Below are 26,393 nucleotides of genomic sequence, written 5' to 3'. Positions count from 1 at the left end.
GGGGCGATTCCGCGCAAGAACCGTCAATATTCCGATTGTGCGGGGATCACAATTGAGACACGAGGCCACCTCGTCATACGTTGACCCCGTCGCTCCGGACACGGGGCGGTTCCGCGAACGGAAGGACATCCGCCATGGGTTTCGATGACGCGCTGAACAAGGCCAAGAACCTCGCCTCCGAGAACCCCGAGCAGGCCGAGCAGATGCTCGACGCCGCCGGTGAGCAGATCAAGGAGCGCACCCCGGACAATGTCGACGGTCAGGTCGACTCCGGCCTGGACGCCGCCCGCGACAAGTTCGGCCTCGACGGCGGCGAGGGCGAGGAGAACCAGGGCAGCTGAGCCCCGGTCCTCGCGACTGAGCAGGCAGGAGGCCCCCGACGCGATCGTCGGGGGCCTCCTGCCTGTCCCGGGCCCCGATACCGAGTCGGATCGGATCAGCCCCGGAGCGGTCAGTCGCGGCGGCGCATTATCACGAAGCCCACGACCACGACGGCGAGGACGATCACCGCGAGGCCGCCGAGCAGCACCGGCATCGACAGGCCGCCCTCCTGCTGGGACGACTCCGCCGCCTCCGCCGTGGGCTCGGACTCGCCCTGCGCTTCCACAGGACCGGTGGCGGTGGGAAGCTCCTGCGGGGATTCCTCCGCATCCTCCGCGCTCTCGCCGTCGCTCGGCGCCGCGGGAGCGTCCTCCTCCGGGGCCGGGCCCTGCTCGACGGTGAGGGTCAGGGTGCCCTCGATGGGGTGGCCGTCGCCCGAGACGACGCGCCACTGGATGTCGTAGGTGCCGGCCGCCAGCGGCTCGGGCAGGGTCGCGGTGGCAGTGGGGCCCTCGACGGTCGGGGTGATCTCGGCGACCTGCTCCCCGGACTCGTCGGAGACCCGCACCAGCGGGCTGACGTCGAGGATGTCGGAGGAGAAGGTGAAGACGACCGCCTCGGGGGACGTCTCCAGCGTGGAGCCGTCGGCCGGATCGGTGCTGAGCAGGGTGTCATGCGCCTGCGCGGGCGCCGGCAGCGCGAGCATCACGGCGCACAGCAGGGCGACGCACACGGCGAGCGCGGAGGTGGAACGGGCTGCGGGACGACTGATCACTGAGGTCACCCCAGCAGGCTACGCCAGCTCTCCGGGCACGGATCCGTGCCTCCGCTCACAGCCGGGGCAGCTCCACATGGTGGCGCAGCACCGGCAGCGCGGCACGCGCGGCCTCGACCTCCTCGAGGTCGAGGTCCACCAGCAGCAGCCCGGGCTCCCGGCCGAGTTCCTGGCGGATCCGGCCCAGCGGGCCGACGACGGCGCTGCGGCCGATCCCCCGGGCGGCTCCGCCGGAGTAGCCCGGAGGCGGCGACTGGTCCGTGGCGAGGACGACGGTGGTGGAGTCCAGGGCGCGGGCGCGCAGCAGCAGCTGGAGCTGTTCGCGCTTGCCGGGTCCGTCCTTCCAGGCCAGCGGGAGCAGGATCGCCTGGGCGCCGTGCCGGGCGAGCGCCGTGAACTGCTCCGGGAAGCGCACGTCGTAGCAGGTCGCCACCCCGAACCGGGTGCCGGCCAGATCGAAGGTGATCAGCTCATCGCCCGGCGCGACGGTGCGGGACTCATCCGCACCGAAGGCGTCGAAGAGGTGGATCTTGCGGTAGTCGAGGTGGGGGTCCCAGTTCGGGCCGCGCACGATCACGGTGTTGTGGACCCGGCCGTCGTCGGTGGGGGTGAAGGAACCGGCGACCACCACCACCCCATGGTCCTCGGCGAGCTCCTGGACCAGCTGGGCGAAGTCCTCATGGTGCGCGACGGCGGCCGCGCGCAGGTCCGTGCCGAAGGGGGTGAGGGTCGCCTCCGGCAGCAGCACCAGGTGGGCACCCTCCTCGGCCGCCTCGGCCACCGCCGTGCGCACCGTGTCGAGGGTGGCTGCCAGCTCCTCGGAGACCTCGATCTGGGCCAGCGCAATGCGCGGGCCGGCCACCCGCCGCACCTGCGCGAGGGCATCCGGGGTGTCGATGTCCGCGCCTTCCGCGCCGGTGGCCGGCAGCGTCACCAGCTCGTGATCGGCCAGCTGCGCGTACAGCCGGCGCAGGCTGAGATCGGCCCAGCCGCCGCCCGGGTGCTCGACCGCAGCCAGTGCCGCGCGCAGCCGCCCCAGCGGCCAGGCGGCGCCGAGGAACTGGAGGTGGCCGTCCTCGGCCTCCAGGGCGGTGACGCGCGAGCTCTCGGCGCTGGCGGCGGCGAGCGCCGCGAGGGTCTCGGGGCGCAGCATCGGCATGTCCCCGCCGAGCACCAGCACGGTCGCCTCGTCGGGCCCCTCGGAGAACTCGGCGACCCCCCGCTCGAGCGCGGCCAGCGGACCCGACCGCGGCGGGTCCTCGAGCACGAAGCGGGCGCCGTGGCGTGCGGCGAGCACGTCGCCGTCCTCGCCGCTGGGTCCCACCACGATGCGGCGGCCGACGGGCGCGGCGCGCAGCACCCGCTCCAGCGCGCTCGCGCCGGCGATCGGCAGACGGGTCTTGTCGGTGCCGCCGAGGCGCGAGGACGCACCCCCGGCCAGGATGATCGCGGCGACGGTGGCGGAGGTCTCGTGCAGCTGGCTGGACATACTGAGATCCTGCCACGGCGCGCTACCATGTTCGAGGCCCTTCGTCGCGGCATCGCGCGTCCGGGCCGCATCGCCCCCGTAGCTCAGGGGATAGAGCACCGCTCTCCTAAAGCGGGTGTCGCGCGTTCGAATCGCGCCGGGGGCACGAACTCGACCTGCACGTCCACGCATCCCTGCGCCGGCCGGCCCGGGTCCGCAGCGTCACCATCGGCCGCGGCCTGGCGACCCGCACCATCTCGATCTCACCCGGCCCGACGCCCGAACGTCACCGCGTGGGCGGCAGTCAGCTGGATCCAGCCCAGGTCTGTGAAGTCATGCCGCCTCAGCAGGTCGTCGTACGCGGTCCGGGGCAGCAGCTGGTCGTCGATCTGGGCCTCGAAGAACTGCACCCCCGACATCAGCCGACCCGGCACTGATCGCAGCCCCTCATCGGAGACCGGGAACGGGAAGTCCGAGATGACGAACCATCCGCCCGGCCGCAGGGCCGCGACGACGCGCTCGGCGATCCGGTCGTCCAGTCCCGCGTCGGCCACCGCGACCCGCGCCTGCTGGGTCCAGTGCGCACCCCCGTCGATGCCGACGACGCACGCGGAGGGGTAGGTGGTCGCCAGTCGGATCGCGCCCGCACCAGTACCGCATGCGGAGTCGAGGATGCGTCCGCCGGACTGCAGCGTCTCCTCCAGTCAGGGCACCTGCGGGAGCCCGGAGGCTATCAGGCGCGTGGGGAAGGGACGCCCCGTGCCCTCCACGGCCGTGATCCAGCGAGCCCGTCCGCAGTGGCACCGGGTGAGGTTCTGATGCCGCGCAGCAGACCCGACTCCATGCCGATCTGGATCACCCGGGTGGCCATGTATCCGGCCAGGTAGTTCAGCACGACGCCGCCCTGCTCGGGGACAGTGGGGCCGCAGTACCCTGCGTGGGGAGCCTGGTTCGAGGGGCTTGTTCTCGCGGTGGTCATGACCTTTCCTCGTATTCCTCATGCGTCGAGAACATCGCCCGCACGTGCTGGTAGAACTGGCGCATCTCCTCGACGGGGCCGACCTCGATGAACTCGGCCGGTTCCTCGGTCGTGGCCGTGTGACCCGGGGGCCAGTAGTAGACGCTCCCAGCGGTGGCCGTCTCGGTGCTGCCGTCCCCGTGCACCACGTTCAGCGCACCCGTGAGGACGATCCCCCAGTGGGGGCTCGGACAGCGGTCGTCGGGCAGGCCCTTCAGGAGCGGAGCCATATCGGCCCCCGCCGGGACGCGCACGTACCGGATGGACATCCCGCCCAGCTCCAGATAGCGGGTCTGCAAGTCGCCTTGGTCGATCTCCACGGGCATGTCGTCGAGGTGGATGGACATGATGCGCCTCCTTGGGTGCTGGTCCCCTCAGAATCCGCCCTGACCCGCGCCGTCCGATAGTTCGCGGTGTGTACCGGCCTGGTACAGGATGTGTACCTGGCGGGGTCCGGAGCGTGCGGGTAGTGTCGATCCCATCGGAGGAGGCGGGTCCCATGACGGGATATGGCCAGTTCTGTCCCATCGCGAAGACGATGGAGGTGCTCGACGAGCGGTGGACCGTGCTCGTCGTGCGAGAGCTGCTGTGCGGGAGCCACCACTTCAACGAGTTGCGCCGCGGTGTGCCCAAGATGTCGCCCGCGCTGCTCTCCAAACGACTTCGCAGCCTGGCCAAGGCGGGAATCGTGCTGCGCCTGGACGACGGCAACCGCACCCGCTACGAGCTGACTCCGGGCGGCAGAGCGCTGGCTCCGGTGATCAGTGCCCTGGGCGAGTGGGGAGTGCAATGGCGCAGCCAGCTCGGCGAGGAGGACTACGACCCCTCGCTGCTGATGTGGGACATGCACCGCAACCTCGACCATGACGCGATGCCCGACGGGCGGGTGGTGCTGGCCTTCCGGTTCCCCGACGTCGAACCCGCGCACCGGGAGTGGTGGATCATCGCCGAGAGCAGTGACCTGGTGGACGTGTGCGACGCCGATCCCGGCTTCCCGGTCACCGTCACAGTGGTCAGCGCTCTGCCGACCATGGTGCACGTGTGGCGCGGCGACCTTCGCTGGGCGACGGCCCTGCGCGACGGCGATCTGTGGCTGGAGGGGTCGGCCGAGGCTCAGCGGGTGCTCCCGCAGTGGCTCAGGCTCTCGCCCTTCGCAGCAGTGGCCAGGCAGGGCGACGTGGCCGTCATCGGCGACGGCTCCCGGTCGCCCCATACCTAGATCGACGTCGATCCGCTCCGGAAGGCGTTGACGAACAGCCGGTGGTCGGCGAGGGCGAACTTCGCGGGGTCCGCGGCGCCGGCTGCGGCCCCACCCCTCAGCTCGCGTGCGGGACGCCCCCGAGCCGGCTCGTGGTGGCCGCCGCCGCGTCGGCGCAGGCCGTGCGGAGCTCGGCACGCCGGGTGGCGTCCACCCGATAGCGGGGCGCGGCGATCATCATCGCTCCCACCAGGAGGCCACGATGGTCGCGGACGGCCGCGGCGACGCCCACCTCGTCGGGCACTGTGAGGCCGTCATTGACGGTGGTGCGCTCGTCGTCTTCGCGCGAGAGCTCCGCCAGTGCCTCCTCGCTCGTGTTCAGACGCTCCAGCAGCGCGGCACGGTCGCCGGCGGCGAGTTCCCTCACCAGGATCCGCACCGAGCTGGAGGCAAGGGTCTGGTACCGGGTTCCCAGCTCGACAGCGTGCTTGACAGCCCGCTTCGAGGGCACCTGCTCCACAGTCACCGCCGCCTCACCGTCCCACAGCAGCAGCGAACTGGTCTCCCCTGTCGCCTCGGTGACCTCGGCGAGAACCGGCGCGGCGGCGCGGCGGATGTCCAGATCGGACAGCAGCGATCCCGCGATGTGCAGCAGGCCGAGACTGAGACGGTACTTCTGGGAGTAGGGGTCGCGCTCGACCAGGCCCTCCGCCTCGAGGGTGGGCAGCATCCGAGAGACCGAGGACTTGTGCAGCCCGACCTGCTCGGCGATGTCGACCACGCCGAGAACCGGGTGCTGGGCCGTGAAGCAGCGCAGGATCGCCATCGCGGTCGCGACGGGGGACCCGCTGCGCACGGGGCTCTCGTTCCCGGTGGTGCTGACCATCGCCTCTGCTCTCCGTGTGACCTGCTGGATGTCCGTGGATCCTACGCGTCCGCCGCGCGACGGGCCTCGAGCGCCCGCCGAAAGGAGCCGAAGCCGCTCTGGTCGAAGGTCCCCGGAGGCCCCCAGATCACCACCACCCGCAGCGGTCCCTCGCCGGGGTTCGCGAGGTCGTGCGGGGTTCCCGCCGGGCTGCGGAGACTGTCGCCGGGGCCCAGCTCGAAGCTCTCGCCGTCCTGACGGATCCGGGCCCGGCCCTCCATGACCAGGTAGAGCTCCTCGAGGGGCGGGTCGTCGTGGGCGTGCATGCCCTCGCAGGCACCGGGCCCGAGCGTCCAGGTCTGGACGGCGGCCATGAGCTGCGAGTCACCCGCGAAGTGGTGCTCGACGCTCAGCGGCCCCCGCCCCTCGTGCATCGCGAACTCGACGGCGTACCGGCCTCGACGGTCGACGGGATCCATGGACTGCCTCCTGAGGTATCGCTGCCTCCGGGGACGACGGCGGGCCCGGCAGCTCGACCGGACTCCGCCGTCGTCCCTGCCCGGTCAGGCCGGGATGATGTTGTGCTCGGGGCCGAAGGGGAACTTCGTGATGTTCTCGACGCCGTCCTCGCCGACCACGAGGATGTCGTGCTCGCGGTAGCCGCCGGCACCGGGCTGCCCCTCGGGCACGGTGATCATCGGCTCCATCGAGACCACCATGCCGGGCTCGAGCACGGTGTCGATGTCCTCGCGCAGCTCGAGGCCCGCCTCACGGCCGTAGTAGTGGGACAGGACGCCGAAGGAGTGGCCGTAGCCGAAGGTGCGGTTGGGCAGCAGGCCGTAGCCGATGTAGATCTCGTTGAGCGCCGCGGCGATGTCCTTGCACACCGCTCCGGGCCTGATCAGCTCGAGGCCGGCGCGGTGCACCTCGACGTTGACGTTCCACATCCGCAGGGACTCCGCATCGGGCTCGCCGAAGAAGAGCGTGCGCTCCAGGGCCGTGTAGTAGCCGGTGGGCATCGGGAAGGCGTTCAGGGACAGGATGTCGTGCTCCTGGACCTCCCGGGTGGTGGCCCAGTTGTGGGCGCCGTCGGTGTTGATGCCGGACTGGAACCAGACCCAGGTGTCCCGGATCTCGCGGTGCGGGAAGGCCCGGGCGATCTCGTGGGTCATCGCCTGGGTGCCGGCCAGCGCCACCTCGAACTCCTTGACCCCGGCGTGGATCGCGTCCTTGATGGCCTGGCCGCCGATGTCGCCGATCCGGGCGCTCTCGCGGATCACGGCGATCTCCTCGTCGGACTTGAGCATCCGCTGGCGCATGGCGGCCTGGGAGACGTCCACCAGCGCCGCGCCGGGGAAGGTGTCCTGGAGCTGCTGGCGAGTGAGCTGCGGGACGGTGTCGTCCTCGATGCCCAGTCGCCCGGGGTTCCTCACGCCGCGCTGGGCGAGGGCCTGCTGGAGCGCGTAGTAGAAGTTGTCGCGCTGCCAGTCGGTGTAGACGAGGTTCTCGCCGTAGCTGGTGCGCCAGGGCATCCCGGCGTCGATGTTGGCGCTGATGGTGCAGGTGTCGTCGGCGGTGACGACCATGCCGTAGTTGCGACCGAAGTAGGTGAACAGGAAGTCCGAGTAGTACTTGATGCCCTGGTAGCTGGTGAGGATCACGGCGTCGAGGTCCTTCTCGGCCATGATCCGGCGCAGCCCGCCCAGCCGGCGCTCGAACTCGGCGTCGGAGAACGTCAGCTGCTGCTTCTCGCCGATGTGCAGGGTCTTCAGGCGCTCCAGCTCGGAGACGGAGCTCGCGGTGGCGGGGGTGGTGGTCATGGGGTGCTCCTATCGGGGTGCCGCCGGTGGGCGGCCATCGGGTGCGGTGGCGTCTTTGCCTCACAGCTCCTGAATTGCATTCAGCGCAACCGTGTTGCACTCATTGTGTGCCGTGCGGCGGGTCACGTCAAGAGGTGCCGAGCTCCCGGCGCAGATCCGTCGCGAGATCCTCGGTGACCTGCTCGAACAGGAGCTCCCCCTTGCGGGCATCGGAGCCGTCGGGGGCGGAGAGGCACCCGGTCTCCGGGGTGCGCTCGGCGACGACCGGCAGCCGATCGAAGCGCGGCAGGCTCGCCGCCGGATGGCTCACGGCGCGCTCCATGTCCACCAGCTCGGGGCGCAGGTGCAGCATCAGCGAGGTCTCCAGGACGCCGCCGTGCTCGATGTCCCAGCCGGGGAATCCGCCGGGGTACACCTCTGCCAGGGTCTCCTCGGAGACGAAGTCCCAGTAGGACAGCAGCAGCACCGACGGCGCCGCCCCTCCCCCGCCCCCGGCCGCCCGGACGTCGCCGAGCGCGAGATCCGCCGCCTCGTAGAGGAACTGGTAGTTCTCGAAGTGCCCGTTGAGCACGACCAGGTTCTCCACGCCCTGGGACAGGAAGCCCGCGAGCACGCAGCGCGCCTGCGCGATGAGGGCGGCGGCGTCCAGGCTGATGGTGCCGGGGAGGTGGTCGCCTCCGCCGGACTTCTGCTGGGACTTGTAGCCGTAGGCGAAGGGCTCGGCGACCTTCGCCCCGGTCCTGCCCGCCACCGCCTCGGCGATCGTCGTGGAGAGCAGGGCGTCGGTCCCCATCGGCAGATGGGGGCCGTGCTGCTCGAAGGCCCCGGCCGGCACGATCACGGTCGCCCCGCCCCGGGCCACCCAGTCGCGATAGCGGTGGGCATCCAGATGGGCCAGTCGGACCGGCTGCTGCGCTGCGGTGTCAGACACGCTCTTGCATCCTCTCGTCAGGGTTTTCTCGCATAGGGGCTCTGGGGCTCGGTGAGGGTGCCCGCTCCGACGCCGCGACGCGGGTCGGGGCGGGGGATCCCGTCGGAGTCGATGGTCTCGTCCTCCGCGCGATGGCCCGGATCGTTGATGTCCTTCTCCAGCTGGCGCACGGACTTGTTGCGGGAGCGCAGGCGGCGGACGAGGTTGATGATCATCAGCAGGATCACGAAGGAGAAGGGGAAGGCGCCGATGATGGTGCCGGTCTGGACGGTGTCGACGACGTTCACGCCGCCGAGCGCGAGCAGCAGGACCGCGACGGTGCCGATGCTGGCGACCAGGACCACCCGGAACAGGGGACCGGACTTCTTCGGGGCCGAGACGAACTCGGCGAGGGCGTAGGTGCCCGAGTCGAGGCTGGTGACGTAGTAGGTGGCCACCAGGATCGTCGCGATCACCAGCAGCGGGCCGCCGACCACGGGGATCATCTCGATCATCGAGAAGAGACCGGCGGAGGTGTTCTCGGCGACGTCGGCGGAGACGCTGCCGCCGGAGCGGTCGTCGTAGTAGATGCCGGCCGAGCCGATCACGGCCACCCAGACCATCACGATCAGGGTGGGGATGATCGTCACGCCCAGCACGAACTCGCGGATCGTCCGGCCGCGGGAGATGCGGGCGATGAATCCGGCCACGAAGGGCGAGAACGCGATCACCCAGCACCAGATGAAGACCGTCCAGATCCCGTTCCAGCTCTCCGACCAGTCCCCGAGCGGCGCGGCGGCGCCCTCCGCGCCGGTCCAGAAGCTCATCGGGATGAAGCTGGTGAAGAAGGACCCGAAGGTCTGGGAGAGGTTCGACAGGATGTACACGGTGGGGCCGAAGACGAACACCCCGATGACCAGCACGATGCTCAGCACCGAGTTCAGCTCGCTGATGCGCTTCATCCCCTTGTTCACGCCCAGGAACGCAGAGAGGGCGGTGAGCCCGCCGAGGACCACGATGACGACGAACCAGACGGTGGGGCCGGAGAGGATCCCGGTGAAGGAGGTGAGGCCGGAGCTGAACTGCATGGCGGCGAAGCCGAAGGAGGTCGCCAGGCCCAGCACGGTGGCGATGATCGCCAGCAGCTCGATCACGACACCGGCGGGCCGCTGGACGCGGACCGGGAGCAGGTCCACGGTCGCCTCACGGAAGGTGAGGGTCTTGCCGAGGTTGTGATGGGAGTAGGCCAGGCAGATGGCGACCACGCAGTACATGGCCCAGGCCGTCAGCCCCCAGTGGAAGTACGTCCACACGATGCCGGCCTGGCCGGGGTTGCCGGCCTCCTCGACCACCGGGGCGCCCTCGCGCAGCAGGATCGGCTCGGCGATCGACCAGAAGATCAGGCCGATCCCCTGGCCGCAGGCGAAGAGCATGGAGTACCAGGCGAACTTGCCGTGCTCGGGCCGGGCCTTGGGACCGCCCAGCCGGATCGAGCCCATCCGGCTGAGGCACAGCCAGGTGCACACGCCGAAGGCGAGCAGCGAATAGGCGACGAACCACCAGGTGAAGCCGCCGGTGACGAAGGTGCGCAGGCGGCCGATGACCGCGGCGGCGCCGTCCGGGTCCACGATCACCGCGATCACCGCGGCGAGGATCAGCAGCGGTGGCAGCACCATGATGATCCCGCGGTCCAGCGGCGGGATCAGCCGGCCCCGGAAGCGCGGGAGGACGACGGTGCTGCCGCGCTCGGCCTCGGAACCCTCCTCGGTGGCCGTGGCGGCGGGCCCGGTCTCGACCGACTCCCGGTCGCCGTCGGGCGGAGAGCTCTCGTGGTCTGTGGAATCGGATGTAGACATCTGGACGTCCTCCAACGGCGCTGTTGTGGGCTGGCGCCTCGGAGGGGACGGGACGCAGCTCTTTCCGACGAACTGTTGCATCATGGGCAACTTGGTTGCGGCACATCCTCGCAGTGACCGGCCTCACGGTCAACCCGTCGCCGGCCCCCCTGCACGATCGTCGACGACTCGGCCCCGGCCGAGGGGAGAGCGCCCGTCGGGATCCGGGCGCCCCGGCGCTCACTCGACCCGGCGCCTCTCCTCGATGCGTCGCGCGACAGCCATCTCGACCGCGGTGACCAGCACGTAGGTGACCGACGCCGCGAACGGGGCGAGCAGCCACGAGGCGGTCTCCGGGAGCAGGACGGCGAGTCCGGCCGCCACGCCCACGCCTCCCGCGATCGAGAACAGGTTCAACGAGGCCCCGAGAGCGATGACCGCGGTGTCCTCGTCCTCCAGGGAGCGCGTGAACGCGCGGGTCGCGACGGCTTCGATCAGGGCGAAGCTCGCGACGGCGCCCAGCAGGAAGAGCACGATGTGGGTGGGTCGCGGGCTGCCCTCGATGCTGCTGAGCATCGCCATGGTGCTGGTGATCATGACCGAGTAGCCGAAGGCGCCGGAGTTGTTCCGCAGCGACCTGCGCAGCTCGCGGACGTAGAGACCCGCCTGCGCGGTCGTGCCGGTCGTTCGTCTCGGCATCGCCGCATCTCCTCCGCTCCACGACCGCTCGCGCGCCCGGATGCCGTCCACGGCGTCACTGCAGATGACCCTGCCGCAGAACGGGGCGGCTGTCCAGCGGCGCCTCCGCCGGGGCGGCCGCGGCGCTCACATGGGCTCCTTGACCCCTCGTCGGATCAGCCACGCATTGACCGGGTAGCTGCACAGGAAGCCGATCACCATCGCGATCTGCATGAAGAACCAGTAGGCGGGGGTCGACGGCGGCGCATGCCCGCCGAGCCATAGCGGCAGCACGGCGAGCTGGACGATCGCCATGAACCCGATCATCCCGACCTGCCAGGCGGCGATCGATGCCGCGTCCGCCTTCAGCGCCGCGAGGAGCCCCTGGGCGAGACCCAGCTGGCGCATGGGGGCGATCGCGAAGTACTGCAGGACCACCCCGAAGGCGAAGGCCAGGACCGTGCCGACGATCCAGCCCCCGTAGACCTCGTGATGCAGCAGCGCGACCGGTACGAGCGCGGGGAACAGCGCCATCAGGACATCGGCGGCCAGGTCGCCCAGCGTGCAGCCCGCACCGCAGTGGTTGGTCCCGGTCGCGGTGGAGACGATCCGCGCGGCGCGGCCCCGCCCCTGCCCCTCGTGCTCCTGCTCCGAGGCCCGCGGGGACGAGCCCTCCCGCGCGAACCGGAGATAGAACGCCAGCCAGGCGACGCTGCCGAACAGCATCACCACCGGCCACACGACGTTCATCACGCCCATCTGCTGGGGTCTGCGCACGACGTCGACGGCGACCCAGCCGGCGCACATGATCGCGAGCGCGAGGGACACGATCGCGATGCCCGTGACCCAGGTCGGGATGTCGGCGTTCGTGAGCGGCGTGCTCATCTGCGCCTCCCCGGATCGGATCCTCTGGTTCCCCCGATCCTCTCGAGAACCGCCGCGCGATGGAAGCCCTCAGGGGACGCGGCGGGCCGCACCAGCGGGGATCAGGCGGCCTGACGCCGCAGGTCGTGGTGGGCGGTCTCGCGCGCGATGAGCACCGCGATCAGGGAGACCGCGGCCGCGGCCATGAGATACCACGCGGGGGCGATCGTGCTGCCGGTCATCCCGATCAGCAGCGTGGCGACGAACGGAGCCGTGCCGCCGAAGATCGCATTGGACAGGTTGAAGCTGACGGCGAAGCCGGAATACCGGACCTCGGTGGGGAACAGCTCGGCGAGGAAGCTGGGCAGCGTGCCGTCGTTGAGGGTGAGCATCGCGCCCAGCAGCACCTGCACCAGCAGGATCACCAGGAAGGAATCGGTCTCCAGCAGGAAGAACGCCGGCACGGTGAGCACGATGAAGCTCACCGAGGCGCTGATCAGCACCTTCCGCCGCCCGAAGCGGTCCGAGAGCAGGCCGGTGAGGAAGATGAAACCGATATAGGTGAACAGCGCGACCGTGGTGGCGATGTAGGCGCGGGTATCGCTCAGGCCGAGCTCGGTCGACATGTACACCGGCATGTAGCTGAGGATCATGTAGAAGCCGACGGCGTTGAGCAGGACCGCGCCGGAGGCGAGCAGCCCGGTGCGCCAGTAGGTGACCAGCAGCTGCTTGGTCGGCGCCTTCACGACGTCGTCGCCCTTCGCCAGGGCCTGGAACTCGGGGGTGTCCTCGAGCTTGTTCCGGATGTACCGGCCGATCAGGCCCATCGGCGCTGCGAGCAGGAACGGCAGGCGCCATCCCCACGACTCCATCTGGGGATCGGTCAGCGTCACGCTCAGCAGCGAGGCGATCAGCGAGCCGAGGAGGAGGCCCGAGGCGGTGGACGCCGGGACCACCGCGGCATACATGCCCCGTCGGCGCGGCGGTGCGTACTCCACGAGGAAGGCGGAGCTGCCGGCGTACTCACCGGCGGCGGAGAAGCCCTGCACGAGGCGCAGCACGAGCAGGAGCAGCGGGGCGAAGAACCCCACGGCCTGATACGAGGGCAGCAGGGCGATGAGGAAGGTCGCGCCGGACATGATCAGGATCGACCAGGCGAGCGCCGTCCGCCGACCGACCCGGTCCCCCAGGTTGCCCCAGAAGAAGCCGCCGATGGGACGGATGAGGAAGGAGATCGCGAACAGCGCGTAGGTGGACAGCAGGGCGACGCGCGGGTCGCTCTCCGGGAAGAAGACGACAGCGATCGTGGTGGCGAGATAGCCGTAGACGGCGTAGTCGAACCATTCGACGAAGTTGCCGATGAAGCTGGCGACGACCACCTTGCGTCGCGTCTGCGGGGTGACGCCGGTGCCGTCGTTGGCCCGCGAGCGCCCGCTCATGCTCTGGGATTCCGCGTCGGGGGAACCGTCGGCCGGGGTGGCTGCGTCCTGGGAAGCAGTGGACATCGTCGTCCGCCTCTCTATCGGTTGCCTTGTGTGCAACTGGGTTGCATAGAACCTAGGTGCGTACGGGACCGACGTCAAGGGATCGGCGGGACGAGTTCTCCGCGCCCACCGCCCGCCCACCGGGCCCAGCGGACCCGAGGACGCGGCGAATCCTCAGATGACCTGGCGGACCATCGCGTCGAAGTGGTGGATGTGAGCGAGGGTCAGCTCCTCGGCCCGGTCGGCATCGCCGGCGAGGATCGCCTCCAGCAGCGCGAGGTGCTCCCGGACGTGCGCGGACACGTCCGGGAGCCGGTCGACCATGACGCTCCAGATGCGGGTGGCGAGGTTGTCGAGCCGGATCAGGGAGTCCTCGAGGTGAGGATTGCCCGCGGCGCGGTAGATCAGGCGGTGCACGGCCAGATCCGCGGCCATCGCCTCGCGCCAGGGGGAGCCGTCCACCAGGCTCTCGACCCCCTCGTGCGCCTCGCGCAGCGCGTCCCGCACCTCGGGGTCGGCACGCAGGGCCGCCTTGCGCGCGGCGAGGGGCTCCAGCAGCTCACGCACCTCGGACACCGTCGCCAACTCGGTGATGTCCACCCCGGTCGCAAAGGTTCCGCGGCGCGGGTAGGAGACCACGAGCCGATCCACCTCGAGCCGCTTGATCGCCTCCCGCAGCGGAGTGCGGCCGACGTCGAGCTCCACGGCGAGGCGACTCTCCTGCAGGGGATCGCCCGGAGCGATGTCGAGCACGACCAGGCGATCCCGCAGCGTGCGGTACGCCCGCTCGGCGAGCGAGAGCGCGGGATCGGCATGCACGGGCAAGGAGGTCATCGCAGTCCTTCCTCAGGAGCGGACAATCGGGGACGAGAGGACGCCGCAGGGGTTGACGTCGCGCGAACCCCATCATACGGTGTGCTCGTAACTGATATATCAGTTGTTCATGACAGGTACTTCAGGAGTTGCAATGACGCAGACCACTGCCCCCACCGGGACCGTACCGGCCGAGCTGACCCGCACGCTCGCCGAGCTCGACCCCGAGATCGCCGGCCACATCGACGCCGAGCTGGCCCGCCAGCGCGGCGGCCTGGAGATGATCGCCTCCGAGAACCACACCGCCGCGGCCGTGATGCAGGCACAGGGCTCGGTGCTGACCAACAAGTACGCCGAGGGCTACCCCGGCAAGCGGTACTACGGCGGCTGCGAGCACGTCGACGCCATCGAGACGCTCGCGATCGAGCGGGCGAAGGCCCTGTTCGGTGCCGCGTTCGCGAACGTCCAGCCCCACTCCGGGGCCCAGGCCAACGCCTCGGTGATGCATGCGCTGATCCGGCCCGGGGACAAGGTCCTGGGCCTGGAGCTGGCGCACGGCGGCCACCTGACCCACGGCATGCGGATCAACTTCTCCGGGCGCCTCTACGACATCGCGGCCTACGGGGTGGACGAGACCACGCACCGCGTGGACATGGACGAGGTCGCACGCCTGGCGCGCGAGCACCGCCCCAAGCTGATCATCGCCGGCTGGTCCGCCTACCCGCGGCAGCTCGACTTCGCCCGATTCCGGGAGATCGCCGATGAGGTGGGCGCCTACCTGATGGTGGACATGGCGCACTTCGCCGGCCTGGTCGCCACCGGGCTGCACCCCTCCCCGGTCCCCCATGCGCACGTGGTCACCTCCACCACCCACAAGACCCTCGCCGGCCCCCGCGGCGGACTCATCCTCACCAACGAACCGGAGATCGCCAAGAAGGTGCGCTCGGCCGTCTTCCCCGGCCAGCAGGGCGGTCCGCTCGAGCACGTGATCGCCGGCAAGGCGGTGGCCTTCAAGATCGCCGCGACCGACGACTTCCGTGATCGCCAGCAGCGCACCCTCACCGGTGCCGCCCTCCTCGCCGAACGCCTCACCCGACCGGACGTCGCCGAGCACGGGATCACGGTGCTCACCGGCGGCACCGACGTGCACCTGGTGCTCGTGGACCTGCGCGACTCGCCGCTGAACGGGCAGCAGGGAGAGGATCTGCTGGCCGCCGTCGACATCACCGTCAACCGCAACGCGGTGCCCTTCGACCCGCGTCCGCCGATGGTCACCTCGGGGCTCCGCATCGGGACCCCCGCCCTCGCCAGCCGCGGATTCGACGACGACGACTTCCGTGAGGTCGCCGACCTCATCGCCGAGACCCTGATCGCCGGCGCCCGCGCCGCAGCCGATGAGGAGGCCTCCGTGGACGACGCGGTGCTGTCCGGCCTGCGCGACCGTGCCCGCGGCCTGGCCGCCGCCCACCCCCTGTACCCCGACCTCACCGAGATGGGAGCCTGACATGGCCGAGCTGCTTCCCGAGCACCCCGAGTTCCTGTGGCGCAACCCCGAGCCCGCCGCCGGCTACGACGTCGTCATCGTCGGCGGCGGCGGCCATGGCCTCGCCACCGCCTACTACCTGGCCAGCGTCCACGGGATCACCAATGTGGCGATCCTCGAGAAGGGCTGGCTGGCCGGCGGGAACATGGCCCGCAACACCACGATCATCCGCTCGAACTACCTCTGGGACGAGTCCGCCGGGATCTACGAGAAGGCCCTGAAGCTGTGGGAGGGATGGCCCGAGGAGCTCGAGTACGACTTCCTGTTCTCCCAGCGCGGCGTCATGAACCTCGCCCACACGCTGCAGGACGTGCGCGACTCCGAGCGGCGCGTGTACGCCAACCGGCTCAACGGGATCGACTCGCAGTGGCTGAGCCCGCAGGAGGCGCAGGAGGTCTGCCCGATCCTCAACGTCGCCGACGACATCCGCTACCCCGTCCTCGGTGGCACCTATCAGCCCCGCGCAGGCATCGCCAAGCACGATCATGTCGCCTGGGCGCTGGCCCGCAAGTGCGATGAGATGGGCGTGGACATCATCCAGAACTGCGAGGTCACCGGGTTCGTCAAGGACGGCGACCGGGTCGTCGGCGTGGAGACCAGCCGTGGGCGCATCAACGCGGGCAAGGTCGGGCTCGCCGCCGCCGGCAGCTCCTCCCTGCTGGCCGACATGGCGGGGTTCCGCCTGCCGATCCAGTCCCATCCGCTGCAGGCGCTGGTCTCGGAGCTGTTCGAGCCGGTCCACCCCACCGTGGTGATGTCCAACCACGTGCACGTGTACGTCTCCCAGGCGCACAAGGGCGAGCTGGTCATGGGGGCCGGGGTCGACACCTACAACGGGTACGGCCAGCGCGGCTCCTTCCACGTCATCGAGGAGCAGATGGCCGCCGCGGTCGAGCTGTTCCCGATCTTCGCCCGCGCGCACGTGCTGCGCACCTGGGGCGGGATCGTCGACACCACCCTGGACGCCTCCCCCATCATCTCCACCACGCCGATCGACGATCTCTTCGTCAACTGCGGCTGGGGCACCGGCGGGTTCAAGGCCACTCCGGCGGCGGGCATGACCTTCGCCCACACCATCGCCACCGGCTCGCCCCACCCCCTGAACGAGGCGTTCACGCTCGAGCGCTTCGAGACCGGCCATCTGATCGACGAGCACGGCGCCGCCGCCGTCGCCCACTGAGGAAGGAGCACCCGTGCTGCTCATCGACTGCCCCCACTGCGGACCCCGCAACGAGGTCGAGTACGCCTACGGCGGCCAGGCCCATGTGGCCCGGCCGGAGGACCCCTACGCGCTGGACGACCGCGAGTGGGCCGAGTACCTCTTCTACCGTGACAACCCCCGTGGCGACTACGCCGAGCGCTGGCACCACACCGGCGGCTGCCGGAAGTGGTTCAACGCCATCCGCGACACCGCCACCTACGAGTTCCGTGCCACCTATCCGGCCGGCTCCGCACGCCCCGCCACCGGGCCGGGCCCCACCTCGCACGAAGGAGTGCAGCCGTGACCACCACCCGCCTGGATCCCACCCGTGCCCCGGGGCACGGCATCGACCGTGACCGCGAGGTCACCTTCCGCGTCGACGGCACCGAGCTCACGGGCTATGAGGGCGACACCGTCGCCAGCGCCCTGCTCGCCGCCGGACGCCCGGGCTGCGGCCCCTCCCTCTACCTGAAGCGTCCGCGCGGCGTGCTCACCGCCGGTCTCGAGGAGCCCAATGCCCTGCTGCGGGTGCGTGGCACCCGTGCCGGGGAGGTCGACGAGTCGATGCTCCCGGCCACCACCGTCGGCGTCCGCGAGGGACTCGAGGCCGAGCACCTCCAGGGCATGGGCGTGCTCGACCCCCGCACCGACGAGGCGCTGTACGACCATCGGTACGTGCACACCGACGTGCTGGTCGTCGGTGCCGGACCGGCCGGTCTGGCCGCCGCCCGGGCGGCCGCCGCGAGCGGTGCCCGCACACTCCTGGTCGACGACCAGGCCCGCGCCGGGGGCTCCCTGCTCGGTGCCCGCTCCGCCACCATCGACGGCGGCGACGCGCTCACCTGGGTGGAGCAGACCATGCAGCGGCTGGCCGCCGCCGAGGAGTTCACCTACCTGCCGCGCACCATCGCCGTCGGCAGCTATGACAGCAACTTCGTGGTCGCGGTGCAGCATCGCACCGACCACCTGCCCGCCGCGGACCGCCCCGGCGTCTCCCGGCAGCGGGTCCACCACATCCGCGCCGCTCGGGTGGTGCTGGCCACCGGCACCCACGAGCGTCCGCTGGTGTTCGCCGACAACGACCGCCCCGGCATCATGCTCGCGGGCGCGGTGCGCACCTACCTCAACCGCTATGCGACCGCCTGCGGCTCCCGCACCGTCGTCGCGACCACGAACGACAGCGCCTACACCCTGGTCGAGGATCTGGTGCTGGCCGGTCTCGAGGTCGCCGCCGTGATCGACTCCCGACCCGAGCTCTCCGCGTCCGCGCAGGCCGTGCTCGATGCGACCGGGGTGCGGTCCATCCCCGGCGCCGCCGTGGTCGGGACCGCGGGCGACGGATCCGACGGCCACCTCAGCGCGGTCGACGTCCGCTCCCTCGACGCGGACGGCGCACCCCAGGGCGCGAGCGAGCGGATCGACGCCGATCTGCTGGCCGTCTCCGGCGGGTTCTCCCCGGTGGTGCACCTGCACAGCCAGCGCCAGGGCCGGCTCGACTGGGACGAGGGCCTCGCGGCCTGGCTGCCGGTGGACACCGTCCGCGGTCAGCAGATGGCCGGCGCGGCCACCGGTGCCTGGACCCTCGCCTCCACCCTGGCCGACGGCACCGCGGCGGGCATCCGGGCGGCGGAGGCCACCGGCTTCTCCTCCTCGCTTCCGGCCCCGGACGCTCCTCCCGCAGAGGTGGGCAGCGTCCGCCCGCTGTGGATGGTGGCGGGGCCCGAGGGCGGGCCGGAGGCCTGGACCACCCACTTCGTGGATCTGCAGCGCGATCAGACCGTCGCCGACGTGGCCCGCGCGATCGGCGCGGGGATGCACTCCGTCGAGCACGTCAAGCGCTATACCTCGATCTCCACCGCGAACGACCAGGGCAAGACCAGCGGCGTCAACGCCTCCGCCGTGATCGCGGCGCTGCTGGGGCACGAGGGCCCGGCCGAGGTGGGCAGCTCCGGGTTCCGCCCGCCATACGCCCCGGTCGGCTTCGCGGCGCTGGCGGGCAGGCGCCGCGGCGCGCTCTACGATGCGGCCCGGCTCACCGCCGTCCACCCCTGGCACGTCGCCCACGGCGCCGTGTTCGAGGACGTCGGCCAGTGGAAGCGCCCCTGGTTCTTCCCCCGACCCGGCGAGGACATGGACGCCGCCGTGCTGCGCGAATGCGCCGCGGTGCGCACGTCGGTCGGCTTCCTGGACGGCACCACGCTGGGGAAGATCGAGATCCGCGGGGCCGACGCCGCCGACTTCCTGGGCCGCGTCTACACCAACGGCTTCAAGAAGCTGGCCGTCGGCAAGGGCCGCTACGGGCTGATGTGCACCGAGGACGGCATGCTGTTCGACGACGGGGTGACGATGCGCCTGGCCGAGGACCACTTCTTCATGACCACCACCACCGGTGGCGCGGCGAAGGTGCTCGACTGGCTCGAGCAGTGGCACCAGACGGAGTGGCCCGAGCTCGACGTCACCTTCACCTCGGTCACCGAGCAGTGGACCACCATCGCGGTGGTCGGTCCGCGCTCCCGCGACGTGATCGCGAAGCTCGCTCCCGGACTGGATGTCAGCAATGACGCCTTCGGCTTCATGGAGTTCAAGGAGTCGACCCTGGCCTCCGGGATCCCGGCGCGGATCTGCCGCATCTCCTTCTCCGGGGAGCTCGCCTTCGAGATCAACGTCGAGGCGTTCTTTGGGCTCGCCGTGTGGGAGGCCGTCGCCGAGGCGGGGGCGGAGTTCGACATCACCCCCTACGGCACCGAGACGATGCACGTGCTGCGGGCCGAGAAGGGTCTGGTCATCGTCGGCCAGGACACCGACGGCACCGTCACCCCGCAGGACGCGGGCATGGCCTGGGCGGTCTCGAAGTTCAAGGACTTCCTGGGCAAGCGCTCCTTCCAGCGCCAGGACACCGCCCGCAGCGACCGCAAGCAGCTGGTGGGCCTGCTGCCGGTGGACCGCACCTCGAAGCTGCCGGAGGGGGTCCAGATCATCGAGGCCGACACCCCGGTCACCCCCGACCGCGGACCGGTGCCGATGATCGGCCAGGTCACCTCCTCGTACCGCTCCGCGGTGCTGGATCGGACCTTCGCCCTCGCCCTGATCGAGGACGGCCACCAGCGCATCGGCGACATCGTCCGCGCCCCGCTCGGCGACCAGTTGGTGGACGCCGAGATCACCTCCCATATCCTCTTTGACCCCGAAGGGAAGCGCCGTGATGGCTGATCGCACCCTGTCCCCGTACACCGCCGCACAGGCCGACCCGGTGCTGAGCACCGGCGAGGCCACCGCACTGCTGGCATCCCGCCCCGCGGACGAGCTGCGCCGCTCCCCCGTCGCCCACCTCGCCGAGGCGATGGCCGCCGCCGAGGTCACCGGCGAGCGCTCCGTCGCCCTGCGCGAGCTCCCGTTCACCGTCCAGATCGGGCTGCGCGCCGAGATCGGCTCCCCCTCGGCCCGGGCGCTGGAGAGCGAGCTGGGGCTCGAGCTCCCCCCGCACCACGGCAGCACCACCGGCGATGCCGACGGCCTCCACGTGCTCTGGCTCGCGCCGGACGACTTCCTCGCCGTCGACGTCTCCCGGGCCCAGCGCACCGGCGACGAGCAGCGGTGCGCCGCGGCGCTCGAGGGGAAGCCGGGGCTCGCCGTCGACCTCTCGGGCAACCGCACCGTCCTGGAGCTGAGCGGGCACAGCGCCCGTGAGGTGCTGGAGAAGAGCTGCCACGCGGACCTGCACCCGCGGGAGTTCACCATCGGCACCGCGATCGTCACCGCGCTCGGCACCGTCCCGGTGATCCTCCACCGCAGCGCCGAGGAGACCTTCCGGATCCTCCCGCGGGCCTCCTTCGCGGACTTCCTGGTGCGCTGGCTGCTGGACGGCATGGAGGAGTTCGGGAGCGAGGCGATCCCATGAGCCTGAGCGTGCTGGACCTGTTCTCCATCGGGCTGGGCCCGTCCTCGTCCCACACGGTCGGCCCCATGCGGGCCGCCCGCCGGTTCGCCCGCGAGCTGGGTGCACTGGACGAGGGCGGGACCCTGACCGGCACCGCGGGCGTGCGGGCCGAGTTCTACGGCTCGCTCGCGGCGACCGGGATCGGGCACGGCTCCGACACCGCGGTGGTGCTGGGCCTGGCGGGCCGGGACCCCGAGACGGTCGGTGCCCTGGAGGCACCGGAGGTGGTCCGCGAGGTCGAGGAGTCCGGGCGCCTCCCCCTGGACGGCAGCCACGACATCGACTTCGTGCGGGAGCGCGATGTGCTGCTGCACCAGGGCAGCTCGCTGCCCGGCCACCCCAACGGGATGCGCCTGAGCGCACTGGACGCCGAGGGGGAGGTGCTGGTCTCCCAGGAGTACTACTCCGTCGGCGGCGGGTTCGTGGTCACCGCCGACGAGCTGGACAATCCCGTGCCGGATGCTCCCCAGACCCCGGAGCCCTTCCCCTTCGCGGACGGCGCCGAGCTGCTGGAGCACTGTGCGACCACGGGCCTCTCGATCGCCGAGGTGATGCAGGCGAACGAGCGCACCCGGCACTCGGACGAGGAGGTCCGCACGGCGCTGCTGGACGTCTGGGACGTGATGCAGGAATGCGTGGAGAACGGCTGCACCCGCGGCGAGGAGTCACTGCCCGGACCGCTGCAGACGAAGCGACGGGCCCCGGCGCTGCGGCGCCGGCTGCGGGAGGCGGAGGCCGCGGGGCCGGGGCTCGGCGAGCACGGCACGCTCGCGGAGCTCGAGTGGGTGAACCTCTACGCTCTGGCCGTGAACGAGGAGAACGCCTCGGGCGGCCGCGTGGTCACCGCCCCGACCAACGGGGCGGCCGGGATCATCCCCGCGGTGCTCCACTACGCGATCCGCTTCCTGCACGGCGCCTCGGATCCCGCCGCCGTCCAGGAGCAGGTGCTCGAGTTCCTGCTCACCGCGGGCGCGGTGGGCATGCTGTTCAAGCGCAACGCCTCGATCTCCGGCGCGGATGTCGGCTGTCAGGGCGAGGTGGGCTCGGCCTGCTCGATGGCGGCGGCCGGGCTGTGCGCCGTTCTCGGCGGCACCCCGGCCCAGGTGGAGAACGCGGCCGAGATCGGTCTCGAGCACAACCTGGGGCTGACCTGCGACCCGATCGCCGGACTGGTGCAGATCCCCTGCATCGAGCGCAACGCCATCGCCTCGGTGAAGGCGATCAACGCGGCACGGCTCGCGCTGGCCGGGGACGGCAGCCACCGGGTCTCCCTCGACGACGCGATCCGCACGATGCGGGACACCGGGCGGGACATGATGGCGAAGTACAAGGAGACCTCGCTGGGCGGCCTGGCCGTGAACGTGGCGGTGAACGTCCCCGAGTGCTGACCGCCCCGGGTCACCCCGCCGCGTCCCGCAGCGCCTCGAGCCGAGCCGTCTCCTTCAGCGCGGTCCAGCGCCGACCCGAGTCGATCAGGCCCTGCTTCTTCCACCGGCTCATCACCCGCGAGACCGATTCCGGGGTGGAGCGGGCGAGCCCCGCAAGGTCCGCGCGGGACAGCGGCACCTCGAGCATTATCCCCTGGCTGCCGCGGTCCTCGCCGAGCTTGTCCGCCAGGCGCAGCAGGGTGCTCGCGACCCGCTGCTCGACGGTCGCGGAGCCGTGGGAGCCGACGTCGGCCTCCGCCCGCGTGAGGCGGGCCGCGACGTCGTCGAGGACCCGCAGGGCGATGCGCGGCTGCTCGGCCAGGACCGCACGGAACTCGTCCTGGCCGATGCGCAGCACACAGGTACCCACCAGCGCCGATGCGGTCTGGTGGTGGATGCTCTCGCCGAGCGTGCTCATGGCCCCGAACAGCTCACCGGGGACCAGCAGATCGGTGACGGTCCCGGTCCCACCGGCGGTGACCTGGGACAGCTTCACCCGGCCCTCGGCGACCACGTAGAGCGAATCCGCCTCCTCCCCCGCACGGAAGATCGGGGCCTCGGGGGCGTAGGACCGGGTGCTCATCCGCGCATCGATGCGGTCCAGCTCCTCCTCATCCAGTCCGCGGAAATAGGGCGCCCTGGACAGCACGTACCGCCGCACCGGCCGCGGGCACTCGTGCGGCAGCGTGATCTCCGTGAGCGGGATCGTGCGCCGGCCCTGCGACCCGGTCCCGGCGGGCGGCTGCGAGATGGTCATGGCTCGACTCTATCCCGCCTCATCACTCCTGTTCAGAGGTGATGAGCAGGCGATTGATCCCCGTCATGCCACCGCGACGCGGACCCTTCTAGGTTGAGAGCACATCGAGGGAGGGCCCCTCGAGGACCACACACCGGAAGGACGGCTCACCATGACCGCCACCCCCGCCACCATCACCCATTCCCTCTTCCGTACCAAGGGCTTCAGCTGCCCCTCCTGCGTCGCCAAGATCGAGAAGCGGGTGGGCCGGCTGGAGGGCGTCAGCAGCGTCAGCGTGAAGTTCGCCTCCGGCCGCGTCGAGGTCGACCACGACACCGCCGTGACCAGCACCGACGACATCGTCGATGCGATCGGCACGGCAGGCTACGAATCTGCGCTGTCGGCCCTGTGACCCCGGGTGGCCGGGCCCCGCGGGCCGGCCGCCTTCCCCGGATCCTGCTCCGCGTCCTGCGCCGCACCGACTTGAAAGGCACCACATCATGTCCGCTACGACCCGTTGGCTGCGCGGTCCGTGGGGTACCCCGATCATCTCGGGTCTGCTCATCGTCATCGCCGCGATCCTCTCTCTGTCCATCGGGGTGAACCCCTTCGGCGCCGGTCACCAGCACGGCCTCGGCCTCTCGCTGGACGGGCCTACCGCTCTGGTCGCCTCCGACCTGCTCATGGTCGCCGCGGCTCTGGTCGCCGGCATCCCGATCATCCTCAAGGCCGTGCGCGCACTGCTGGTCAAGGTCATCGCCATCGATCTGCTGGTCGCCATCGCCGCAGTGGGTGCGCTGATCATCGGCCAGTACTGGGAAGCAGCTGCAGTCACGTTCCTGTTCGCGATCGGCCACGCCCTCGAGGCCGGCACCATGAACCGCACCCGCTCCGCGCTCGCCGAGCTCGTGGCAGTCGCCCCCGACGTCGCCGTGGTGATACGGGAGGGCGAGCAGGTGGAGATCTCCGCCGCCCAGGTCCAGCCCGATGAGACGGTGCTGGTCAAGAACGGTGCGAAGGTCCCCGTGGACGGCATCGTCATCGGCGGCACCGGGGCCCTGGACGAGGCCTCCATCACCGGCGAGTCCATCCCCGTCGAGAAGTCCGCGGGCGACCAGGTCTTCGCCGGCACCATCTCCGGCGGCGGCTTCCTCCAGGTGCGCGCCACCGGCATCGGCGCGGACACCACCCTGGCCCGCATCATCCACCGCGTCGAGGAGGCCCAGGACGCCAAGGCCCGCACCCAGAGCTTCATGGAGAAGTTCTCCACCTGGTACACCCCCGGCATCATCCTGCTCGCACTGGTGGCCGGACTGGTCACCGGTGACGTCGTGCTGGCCCTGACCCTGCTGGTGATCGGCTGCCCCGGGGCGCTGGTCATCTCCATCCCCGTCGCGATCGTGGCCGGCATCGGACGCGGCGCCAGGGACGGCATCCTCATCAAGGGTGGCGAGTACCTCGAGACCAGCGCGAAGATCACCGCGGTGGCCCTGGACAAGACCGGCACCCTCACCGAGGGCCGGCCCACCCTCACCGACGTCACCGTCCTGGATCCTGCGATGGACCGTGCCGACGTGCTCGGCTGGGCTGCACGCGCCGAGGCCGGCTCCGAGCACCCGCTGGCACGTCCCCTCATCGACGCCGCCGCAGCCGAGGGTCTGCCCACCGGCGGTCTGCCCGAGCACACCCAGCCGGTCCCCGGCAAGGGCATCGTCGCCACCCTCGAGGGCCGGCGGGTCGCCGTCGGCAACCTGCCGCTGCTGGCGGCCGAGGACATCGTCGAGGACCGCGGCGCGGCCGCCGAGGTCGACCGGCTCGCCGGCCTCGGACGCACCCCGATGGTCGTCACCCTCGACGGCCGCGTGATCGGCGTGGTCGCAGTCGCCGACCGGCTCCACACCGATGCGAAGGAGATGATCTCCCGGCTCCATGCGACCGGGGTCAAGAAGGTCATCATGCTCACCGGTGACAACCATCGGGTGGCCGAGGCGGTCGCCGCCGAGGTCGGGGTGGACGAGGTCCGCGCCCAGCTGCTGCCCGAGGACAAGCTCGCCGTGGTCACGCAGCTGCAGAGCGAGGGCTTCACCGTGGCGATGGTCGGCGACGGCGTCAACGACGCCCCGGCGCTCGCCACCGCCGACATCGGCGTGGCGATGGGCGCGGCTGGTACCGGGGTCGCGATCGAGACGGCCGACATCGCCCTGATGAAGGACGATCTGCTGAAGCTCCCCGAGGCCATCGGCCTGGCCCGCAGCACCGTGGCCGTGATGCGCCAGAACATCGCGATCGCTCTGATCACGGTGGTGGCGCTGCTGGTCGGCGTGTTCGCGGGCGGCGTCACGATGGCGATCGGCATGCTGGTCCACGAAGGCTCCGTGCTGCTGGTGATCATCAACGCGATGCGGCTGCTGCGCCACCGTCGGCCTGCGGGCGGGGGCGGTGCCGCCGCAGGGCCCGCCGTCCGGGCACCACGGACAGCGCCGGAGGAGCAGACTGTCTGAACGGCACCCCCGCCCGCACGACACCGTCATCCGCGCCTCGACCGGAGGAGTCACCATGTCCACAGTCTTCGTCGTCACCGCCTACGGCGGCCCCGAGGGGCAGCAGCTCTCCGAGCGTGAGGCTCCTGCCCCGCGGGCCGGGGAGATCGCCATCGAGGTCCGGGCCGCCGGGGTGAATCCCGCCGACGGGAAGCGTCGCGAGGGCGCGTTCGGGACCGGCGGCCGGCTACCGCTGGCGATGGGGCTCGAGGCCTCCGGCGTCGTCACCGCCGTGGGCGAGGGCACCGAGGGCTTCGCGGTCGGGGACGCGGTGCTCGGCGCCCCCGCCCGCGGTCTCGGCGCCTTCGCCGAGCACACCGTGCTGACCGCCTCCCGATCCGTGGTGAAGCCCGCGGAGATCTCCTTCGCGGACGCCGCGACGCTCCCGGTCGCCGGCACCACCGCCTACGACCTCATCCACCAGCTCGGGCTCACGGCGGGGCAGGCGGTGCTGGTGCTCGGCGCGGGCGGCGGCGTGGGCCACCTGGCGCTGCAGGTGGCCGCAGCCCACGGGCTCACCGTGATCGGTGTGGCCTCGGAGTCCAAGCGTGTGCTGGTCGAGGCGACCGGCGCCGCCTTCGTGCCCTCCGGGGCCGGGGTCGCCGGTCGCGTCCGCGAGGCGGCGCCCGAGGGAGTCGACCTGCTGGCCGACCTCGTGGGCGGGGAGCCGCTGCGCGAGCTCGCCCCCGCGGCAACGAGCCCGGCGGCGATCGTTTCCGCGGCCGATGCCGAGACTGCCGCCGCCCTCGGCGGCGCCGGCCGGGAGCAGTCGGCGGGAGCGCTGGCGGCGGTCACCTCCCTCGTCCGGGACGGGCTCGTGGACCCGCACGTCACGGAGTCCGTCCCGCTGGTGCGGGCCGCCGAGGCGCTCGCCGCGGTGGAGGCCGGCCACTCCCGAGGGAAGACCGTGATCATCCCCTGACCTGCGCTCTGCGCCGCCCGCGCCTCCGGTAACGTGAC

Annotated in this window: 26 protein-coding genes and 1 tRNA gene; 12 read left to right on the top strand and 15 right to left on the bottom strand. The window is 71.2% G+C overall.

Annotated features, from left to right (window positions below; translation table 11 throughout):
• Positions 1-134 precede the first annotated feature (134 nt).
• Positions 135-341 (top strand): antitoxin, encoded by a 207-nt coding sequence (locus CFK38_RS06560; RefSeq protein ID WP_096802359.1) that lies wholly within the window; start codon positions 135-137, stop codon positions 339-341.
• 110 nt (positions 342-451) lie between these two features.
• Here CFK38_RS06560 and CFK38_RS06555 read toward each other — a convergent pair whose 3' ends face one another.
• Positions 452-1,105, bottom strand: a complete 654-nt coding sequence (locus CFK38_RS06555; protein ID WP_245851247.1) for a copper resistance CopC family protein — start codon at positions 1,103-1,105, stop codon at positions 452-454.
• 46 nt (positions 1,106-1,151) lie between these two features.
• The gene (locus CFK38_RS06550) at positions 1,152-2,585 is read right to left on the bottom strand and encodes a nitrilase-related carbon-nitrogen hydrolase (protein ID WP_096802358.1); all 1,434 of its coding nucleotides are present in this window, start codon (positions 2,583-2,585) and stop codon (positions 1,152-1,154) included.
• A 72-nt stretch (positions 2,586-2,657) separates the two neighbouring features.
• Here CFK38_RS06550 and CFK38_RS06545 point away from each other — a divergent pair.
• Positions 2,658-2,730: transfer RNA gene (locus CFK38_RS06545), tRNA-Arg, on the top strand.
• Between the two features lie 97 nt (positions 2,731-2,827).
• Here the strand turns inward: CFK38_RS06545 and CFK38_RS06540 are convergent.
• The 3 genes from CFK38_RS06540 to CFK38_RS06535 form a co-directional block, all read right to left on the bottom strand.
• The gene (locus CFK38_RS06540; protein WP_096802357.1) at positions 2,828-3,118 is read right to left on the bottom strand and encodes a hypothetical protein; all 291 of its coding nucleotides are present in this window, start codon (positions 3,116-3,118) and stop codon (positions 2,828-2,830) included.
• Between the two features lie 179 nt (positions 3,119-3,297).
• Positions 3,298-3,543 carry a hypothetical protein gene (locus CFK38_RS17110; RefSeq protein WP_157773390.1) on the bottom strand — a complete coding sequence of 82 codons (246 nt, stop codon included), beginning with the start codon at positions 3,541-3,543 and terminating at the stop codon, positions 3,298-3,300.
• Positions 3,540-3,929: a cupin domain-containing protein gene (locus tag CFK38_RS06535; protein WP_096802356.1), complete on the bottom strand. Its 390-nt coding sequence runs from the start codon at positions 3,927-3,929 to the stop codon at positions 3,540-3,542. Before CFK38_RS06535 ends, CFK38_RS17110 begins: the two co-directional genes overlap by 4 nt.
• A 152-nt stretch (positions 3,930-4,081) precedes the next feature.
• Here CFK38_RS06535 and CFK38_RS06530 point away from each other — a divergent pair, with 152 nt between their 5' ends.
• Positions 4,082-4,801: a winged helix-turn-helix transcriptional regulator gene (locus tag CFK38_RS06530; protein WP_096802355.1), complete on the top strand. Its 720-nt coding sequence runs from the start codon at positions 4,082-4,084 to the stop codon at positions 4,799-4,801.
• A gap of 97 nt (positions 4,802-4,898) precedes the next feature.
• On the opposite strand, the gene CFK38_RS06525 is transcribed toward CFK38_RS06530, so the two are convergent.
• From CFK38_RS06525 to CFK38_RS06485, 9 genes are all read right to left on the bottom strand, one after another.
• The gene (locus CFK38_RS06525; protein ID WP_096802354.1) at positions 4,899-5,666 is read right to left on the bottom strand and encodes an IclR family transcriptional regulator; all 768 of its coding nucleotides are present in this window, start codon (positions 5,664-5,666) and stop codon (positions 4,899-4,901) included.
• Between the two features lie 41 nt (positions 5,667-5,707).
• Entirely contained in the window at positions 5,708-6,124 is a 417-nt protein-coding gene (locus tag CFK38_RS06520; RefSeq protein WP_096802353.1) for a cupin domain-containing protein, read from the bottom strand.
• An 84-nt stretch (positions 6,125-6,208) separates the two neighbouring features.
• A complete protein-coding gene (locus CFK38_RS06515) occupies positions 6,209-7,465 on the bottom strand; it encodes an aminopeptidase P family protein (protein WP_096802352.1) in 1,257 nt (418 codons plus the stop codon).
• 127 nt (positions 7,466-7,592) lie between these two features.
• A complete protein-coding gene (locus CFK38_RS06510) occupies positions 7,593-8,396 on the bottom strand; it encodes a creatininase (protein WP_096802351.1) in 804 nt (267 codons plus the stop codon).
• A 17-nt stretch (positions 8,397-8,413) separates the two neighbouring features.
• Entirely contained in the window at positions 8,414-10,231 is a 1,818-nt protein-coding gene (locus CFK38_RS06505; RefSeq protein ID WP_218192349.1) for a BCCT family transporter, read from the bottom strand.
• Between the two features lie 219 nt (positions 10,232-10,450).
• Positions 10,451-10,909, bottom strand: a complete 459-nt coding sequence (locus CFK38_RS06500) for a hypothetical protein (RefSeq protein WP_096802350.1) — start codon at positions 10,907-10,909, stop codon at positions 10,451-10,453.
• Positions 10,910-11,035: 126 nt separating this feature from the next.
• On the bottom strand, positions 11,036-11,773 hold the full coding sequence (locus CFK38_RS06495) for a DUF4396 domain-containing protein (protein WP_096802349.1): 738 nt from the start codon (positions 11,771-11,773) through the stop codon (positions 11,036-11,038).
• A 101-nt stretch (positions 11,774-11,874) separates the two neighbouring features.
• The gene (locus CFK38_RS06490; RefSeq protein ID WP_096802348.1) at positions 11,875-13,257 is read right to left on the bottom strand and encodes an MFS transporter; all 1,383 of its coding nucleotides are present in this window, start codon (positions 13,255-13,257) and stop codon (positions 11,875-11,877) included.
• A gap of 153 nt (positions 13,258-13,410) precedes the next feature.
• Positions 13,411-14,070 carry a GntR family transcriptional regulator gene (locus tag CFK38_RS06485; protein WP_096802347.1) on the bottom strand — a complete coding sequence of 220 codons (660 nt, stop codon included), beginning with the start codon at positions 14,068-14,070 and terminating at the stop codon, positions 13,411-13,413.
• Between the two features lie 133 nt (positions 14,071-14,203).
• Between CFK38_RS06485 and glyA the strand changes: the two genes are divergently transcribed.
• Genes glyA through CFK38_RS06455 form a run of 6 tightly spaced genes read left to right on the top strand, consistent with a single transcriptional unit; the run spans position 14,204 to position 22,118 of the window.
• Entirely contained in the window at positions 14,204-15,553 is a 1,350-nt protein-coding gene (glyA, locus tag CFK38_RS06480) for a serine hydroxymethyltransferase (RefSeq protein ID WP_096802346.1), read from the top strand.
• Position 15,554: 1 nt separating this feature from the next.
• Positions 15,555-16,772, top strand: coding sequence for a sarcosine oxidase subunit beta family protein (locus CFK38_RS06475; RefSeq protein WP_096802345.1), 1,218 nt, complete (start codon positions 15,555-15,557; stop codon positions 16,770-16,772).
• 13 nt (positions 16,773-16,785) lie between these two features.
• Positions 16,786-17,097, top strand: a complete 312-nt coding sequence (locus CFK38_RS06470) for a sarcosine oxidase subunit delta (protein WP_096802344.1) — start codon at positions 16,786-16,788, stop codon at positions 17,095-17,097.
• Positions 17,094-20,003 (top strand): 2Fe-2S iron-sulfur cluster-binding protein, encoded by a 2,910-nt coding sequence (locus CFK38_RS06465; protein WP_096802343.1) that lies wholly within the window; start codon positions 17,094-17,096, stop codon positions 20,001-20,003. The genes CFK38_RS06470 and CFK38_RS06465 overlap by 4 nt, the downstream gene beginning before the upstream one ends.
• Positions 19,996-20,691, top strand: coding sequence for a sarcosine oxidase subunit gamma (locus CFK38_RS06460; protein ID WP_096802342.1), 696 nt, complete (start codon positions 19,996-19,998; stop codon positions 20,689-20,691). Before CFK38_RS06465 ends, CFK38_RS06460 begins: the two co-directional genes overlap by 8 nt.
• Positions 20,688-22,118 carry an L-serine ammonia-lyase gene (locus CFK38_RS06455; RefSeq protein ID WP_096802341.1) on the top strand — a complete coding sequence of 477 codons (1,431 nt, stop codon included), beginning with the start codon at positions 20,688-20,690 and terminating at the stop codon, positions 22,116-22,118. The genes CFK38_RS06460 and CFK38_RS06455 overlap by 4 nt, the downstream gene beginning before the upstream one ends.
• Positions 22,119-22,128: 10 nt before the next feature.
• Here the strand turns inward: CFK38_RS06455 and CFK38_RS06450 are convergent, their stop codons facing one another.
• Positions 22,129-22,914: a Crp/Fnr family transcriptional regulator gene (locus CFK38_RS06450; RefSeq protein WP_096802340.1), complete on the bottom strand. Its 786-nt coding sequence runs from the start codon at positions 22,912-22,914 to the stop codon at positions 22,129-22,131.
• A 151-nt stretch (positions 22,915-23,065) separates the two neighbouring features.
• Here CFK38_RS06450 and CFK38_RS06445 point away from each other — a divergent pair, with 151 nt between their 5' ends.
• From CFK38_RS06445 to CFK38_RS06435, 3 genes are all read left to right on the top strand, one after another.
• Positions 23,066-23,305: a heavy-metal-associated domain-containing protein gene (locus CFK38_RS06445; protein WP_096802339.1), complete on the top strand. Its 240-nt coding sequence runs from the start codon at positions 23,066-23,068 to the stop codon at positions 23,303-23,305.
• An 88-nt stretch (positions 23,306-23,393) separates the two neighbouring features.
• Positions 23,394-25,394: a heavy metal translocating P-type ATPase gene (locus tag CFK38_RS06440; protein WP_096802338.1), complete on the top strand. Its 2,001-nt coding sequence runs from the start codon at positions 23,394-23,396 to the stop codon at positions 25,392-25,394.
• A 55-nt stretch (positions 25,395-25,449) separates the two neighbouring features.
• A complete protein-coding gene (locus tag CFK38_RS06435) occupies positions 25,450-26,355 on the top strand; it encodes an NADP-dependent oxidoreductase (protein WP_096802337.1) in 906 nt (301 codons plus the stop codon).
• The last annotated feature ends 38 nt before the right edge of the window (positions 26,356-26,393 follow it).

The sequence above is a fragment of the Brachybacterium vulturis genome, from assembly GCF_002407185.1.
Classification (GTDB): domain Bacteria; phylum Actinomycetota; class Actinomycetes; order Actinomycetales; family Dermabacteraceae; genus Brachybacterium; species Brachybacterium vulturis.
The sequence above is the reverse complement of the archived record's forward strand: the minus strand, read 5'-3'. Positions and strand labels throughout refer to the sequence as shown.

Coding starts and splice junctions, on each gene's coding strand:
- CFK38_RS06500 (WP_096802350.1), bottom strand. CDS start 10,909: ATGCCGAGACGAACGACCGGCACGACCGCGCAGGCGGGTCTCTACGTC.
- CFK38_RS06505 (WP_218192349.1), bottom strand. CDS start 10,231: ATGTCTACATCCGATTCCACAGACCACGAGAGCTCTCCGCCCGACGGC.
- CFK38_RS17110 (WP_157773390.1), bottom strand. CDS start 3,543: ATGACCACCGCGAGAACAAGCCCCTCGAACCAGGCTCCCCACGCAGGG.
- CFK38_RS06560 (WP_096802359.1), top strand. CDS start 135: ATGGGTTTCGATGACGCGCTGAACAAGGCCAAGAACCTCGCCTCCGAG.
- CFK38_RS06475 (WP_096802345.1), top strand. CDS start 15,555: ATGGCCGAGCTGCTTCCCGAGCACCCCGAGTTCCTGTGGCGCAACCCC.
- CFK38_RS06525 (WP_096802354.1), bottom strand. CDS start 5,666: ATGGTCAGCACCACCGGGAACGAGAGCCCCGTGCGCAGCGGGTCCCCC.
- glyA (WP_096802346.1), top strand. CDS start 14,204: ATGACGCAGACCACTGCCCCCACCGGGACCGTACCGGCCGAGCTGACC.
- CFK38_RS06460 (WP_096802342.1), top strand. CDS start 19,996: ATGGCTGATCGCACCCTGTCCCCGTACACCGCCGCACAGGCCGACCCG.
- CFK38_RS06490 (WP_096802348.1), bottom strand. CDS start 13,257: ATGTCCACTGCTTCCCAGGACGCAGCCACCCCGGCCGACGGTTCCCCC.
- CFK38_RS06550 (WP_096802358.1), bottom strand. CDS start 2,585: ATGTCCAGCCAGCTGCACGAGACCTCCGCCACCGTCGCCGCGATCATC.
- CFK38_RS06515 (WP_096802352.1), bottom strand. CDS start 7,465: ATGACCACCACCCCCGCCACCGCGAGCTCCGTCTCCGAGCTGGAGCGC.
- CFK38_RS06440 (WP_096802338.1), top strand. CDS start 23,394: ATGTCCGCTACGACCCGTTGGCTGCGCGGTCCGTGGGGTACCCCGATC.
- CFK38_RS06495 (WP_096802349.1), bottom strand. CDS start 11,773: ATGAGCACGCCGCTCACGAACGCCGACATCCCGACCTGGGTCACGGGC.
- CFK38_RS06520 (WP_096802353.1), bottom strand. CDS start 6,124: ATGGATCCCGTCGACCGTCGAGGCCGGTACGCCGTCGAGTTCGCGATG.
- CFK38_RS06445 (WP_096802339.1), top strand. CDS start 23,066: ATGACCGCCACCCCCGCCACCATCACCCATTCCCTCTTCCGTACCAAG.
- CFK38_RS06535 (WP_096802356.1), bottom strand. CDS start 3,929: ATGTCCATCCACCTCGACGACATGCCCGTGGAGATCGACCAAGGCGAC.
- CFK38_RS06455 (WP_096802341.1), top strand. CDS start 20,688: ATGAGCCTGAGCGTGCTGGACCTGTTCTCCATCGGGCTGGGCCCGTCC.
- CFK38_RS06485 (WP_096802347.1), bottom strand. CDS start 14,070: ATGACCTCCTTGCCCGTGCATGCCGATCCCGCGCTCTCGCTCGCCGAG.
- CFK38_RS06530 (WP_096802355.1), top strand. CDS start 4,082: ATGACGGGATATGGCCAGTTCTGTCCCATCGCGAAGACGATGGAGGTG.
- CFK38_RS06450 (WP_096802340.1), bottom strand. CDS start 22,914: ATGACCATCTCGCAGCCGCCCGCCGGGACCGGGTCGCAGGGCCGGCGC.
- CFK38_RS06435 (WP_096802337.1), top strand. CDS start 25,450: ATGTCCACAGTCTTCGTCGTCACCGCCTACGGCGGCCCCGAGGGGCAG.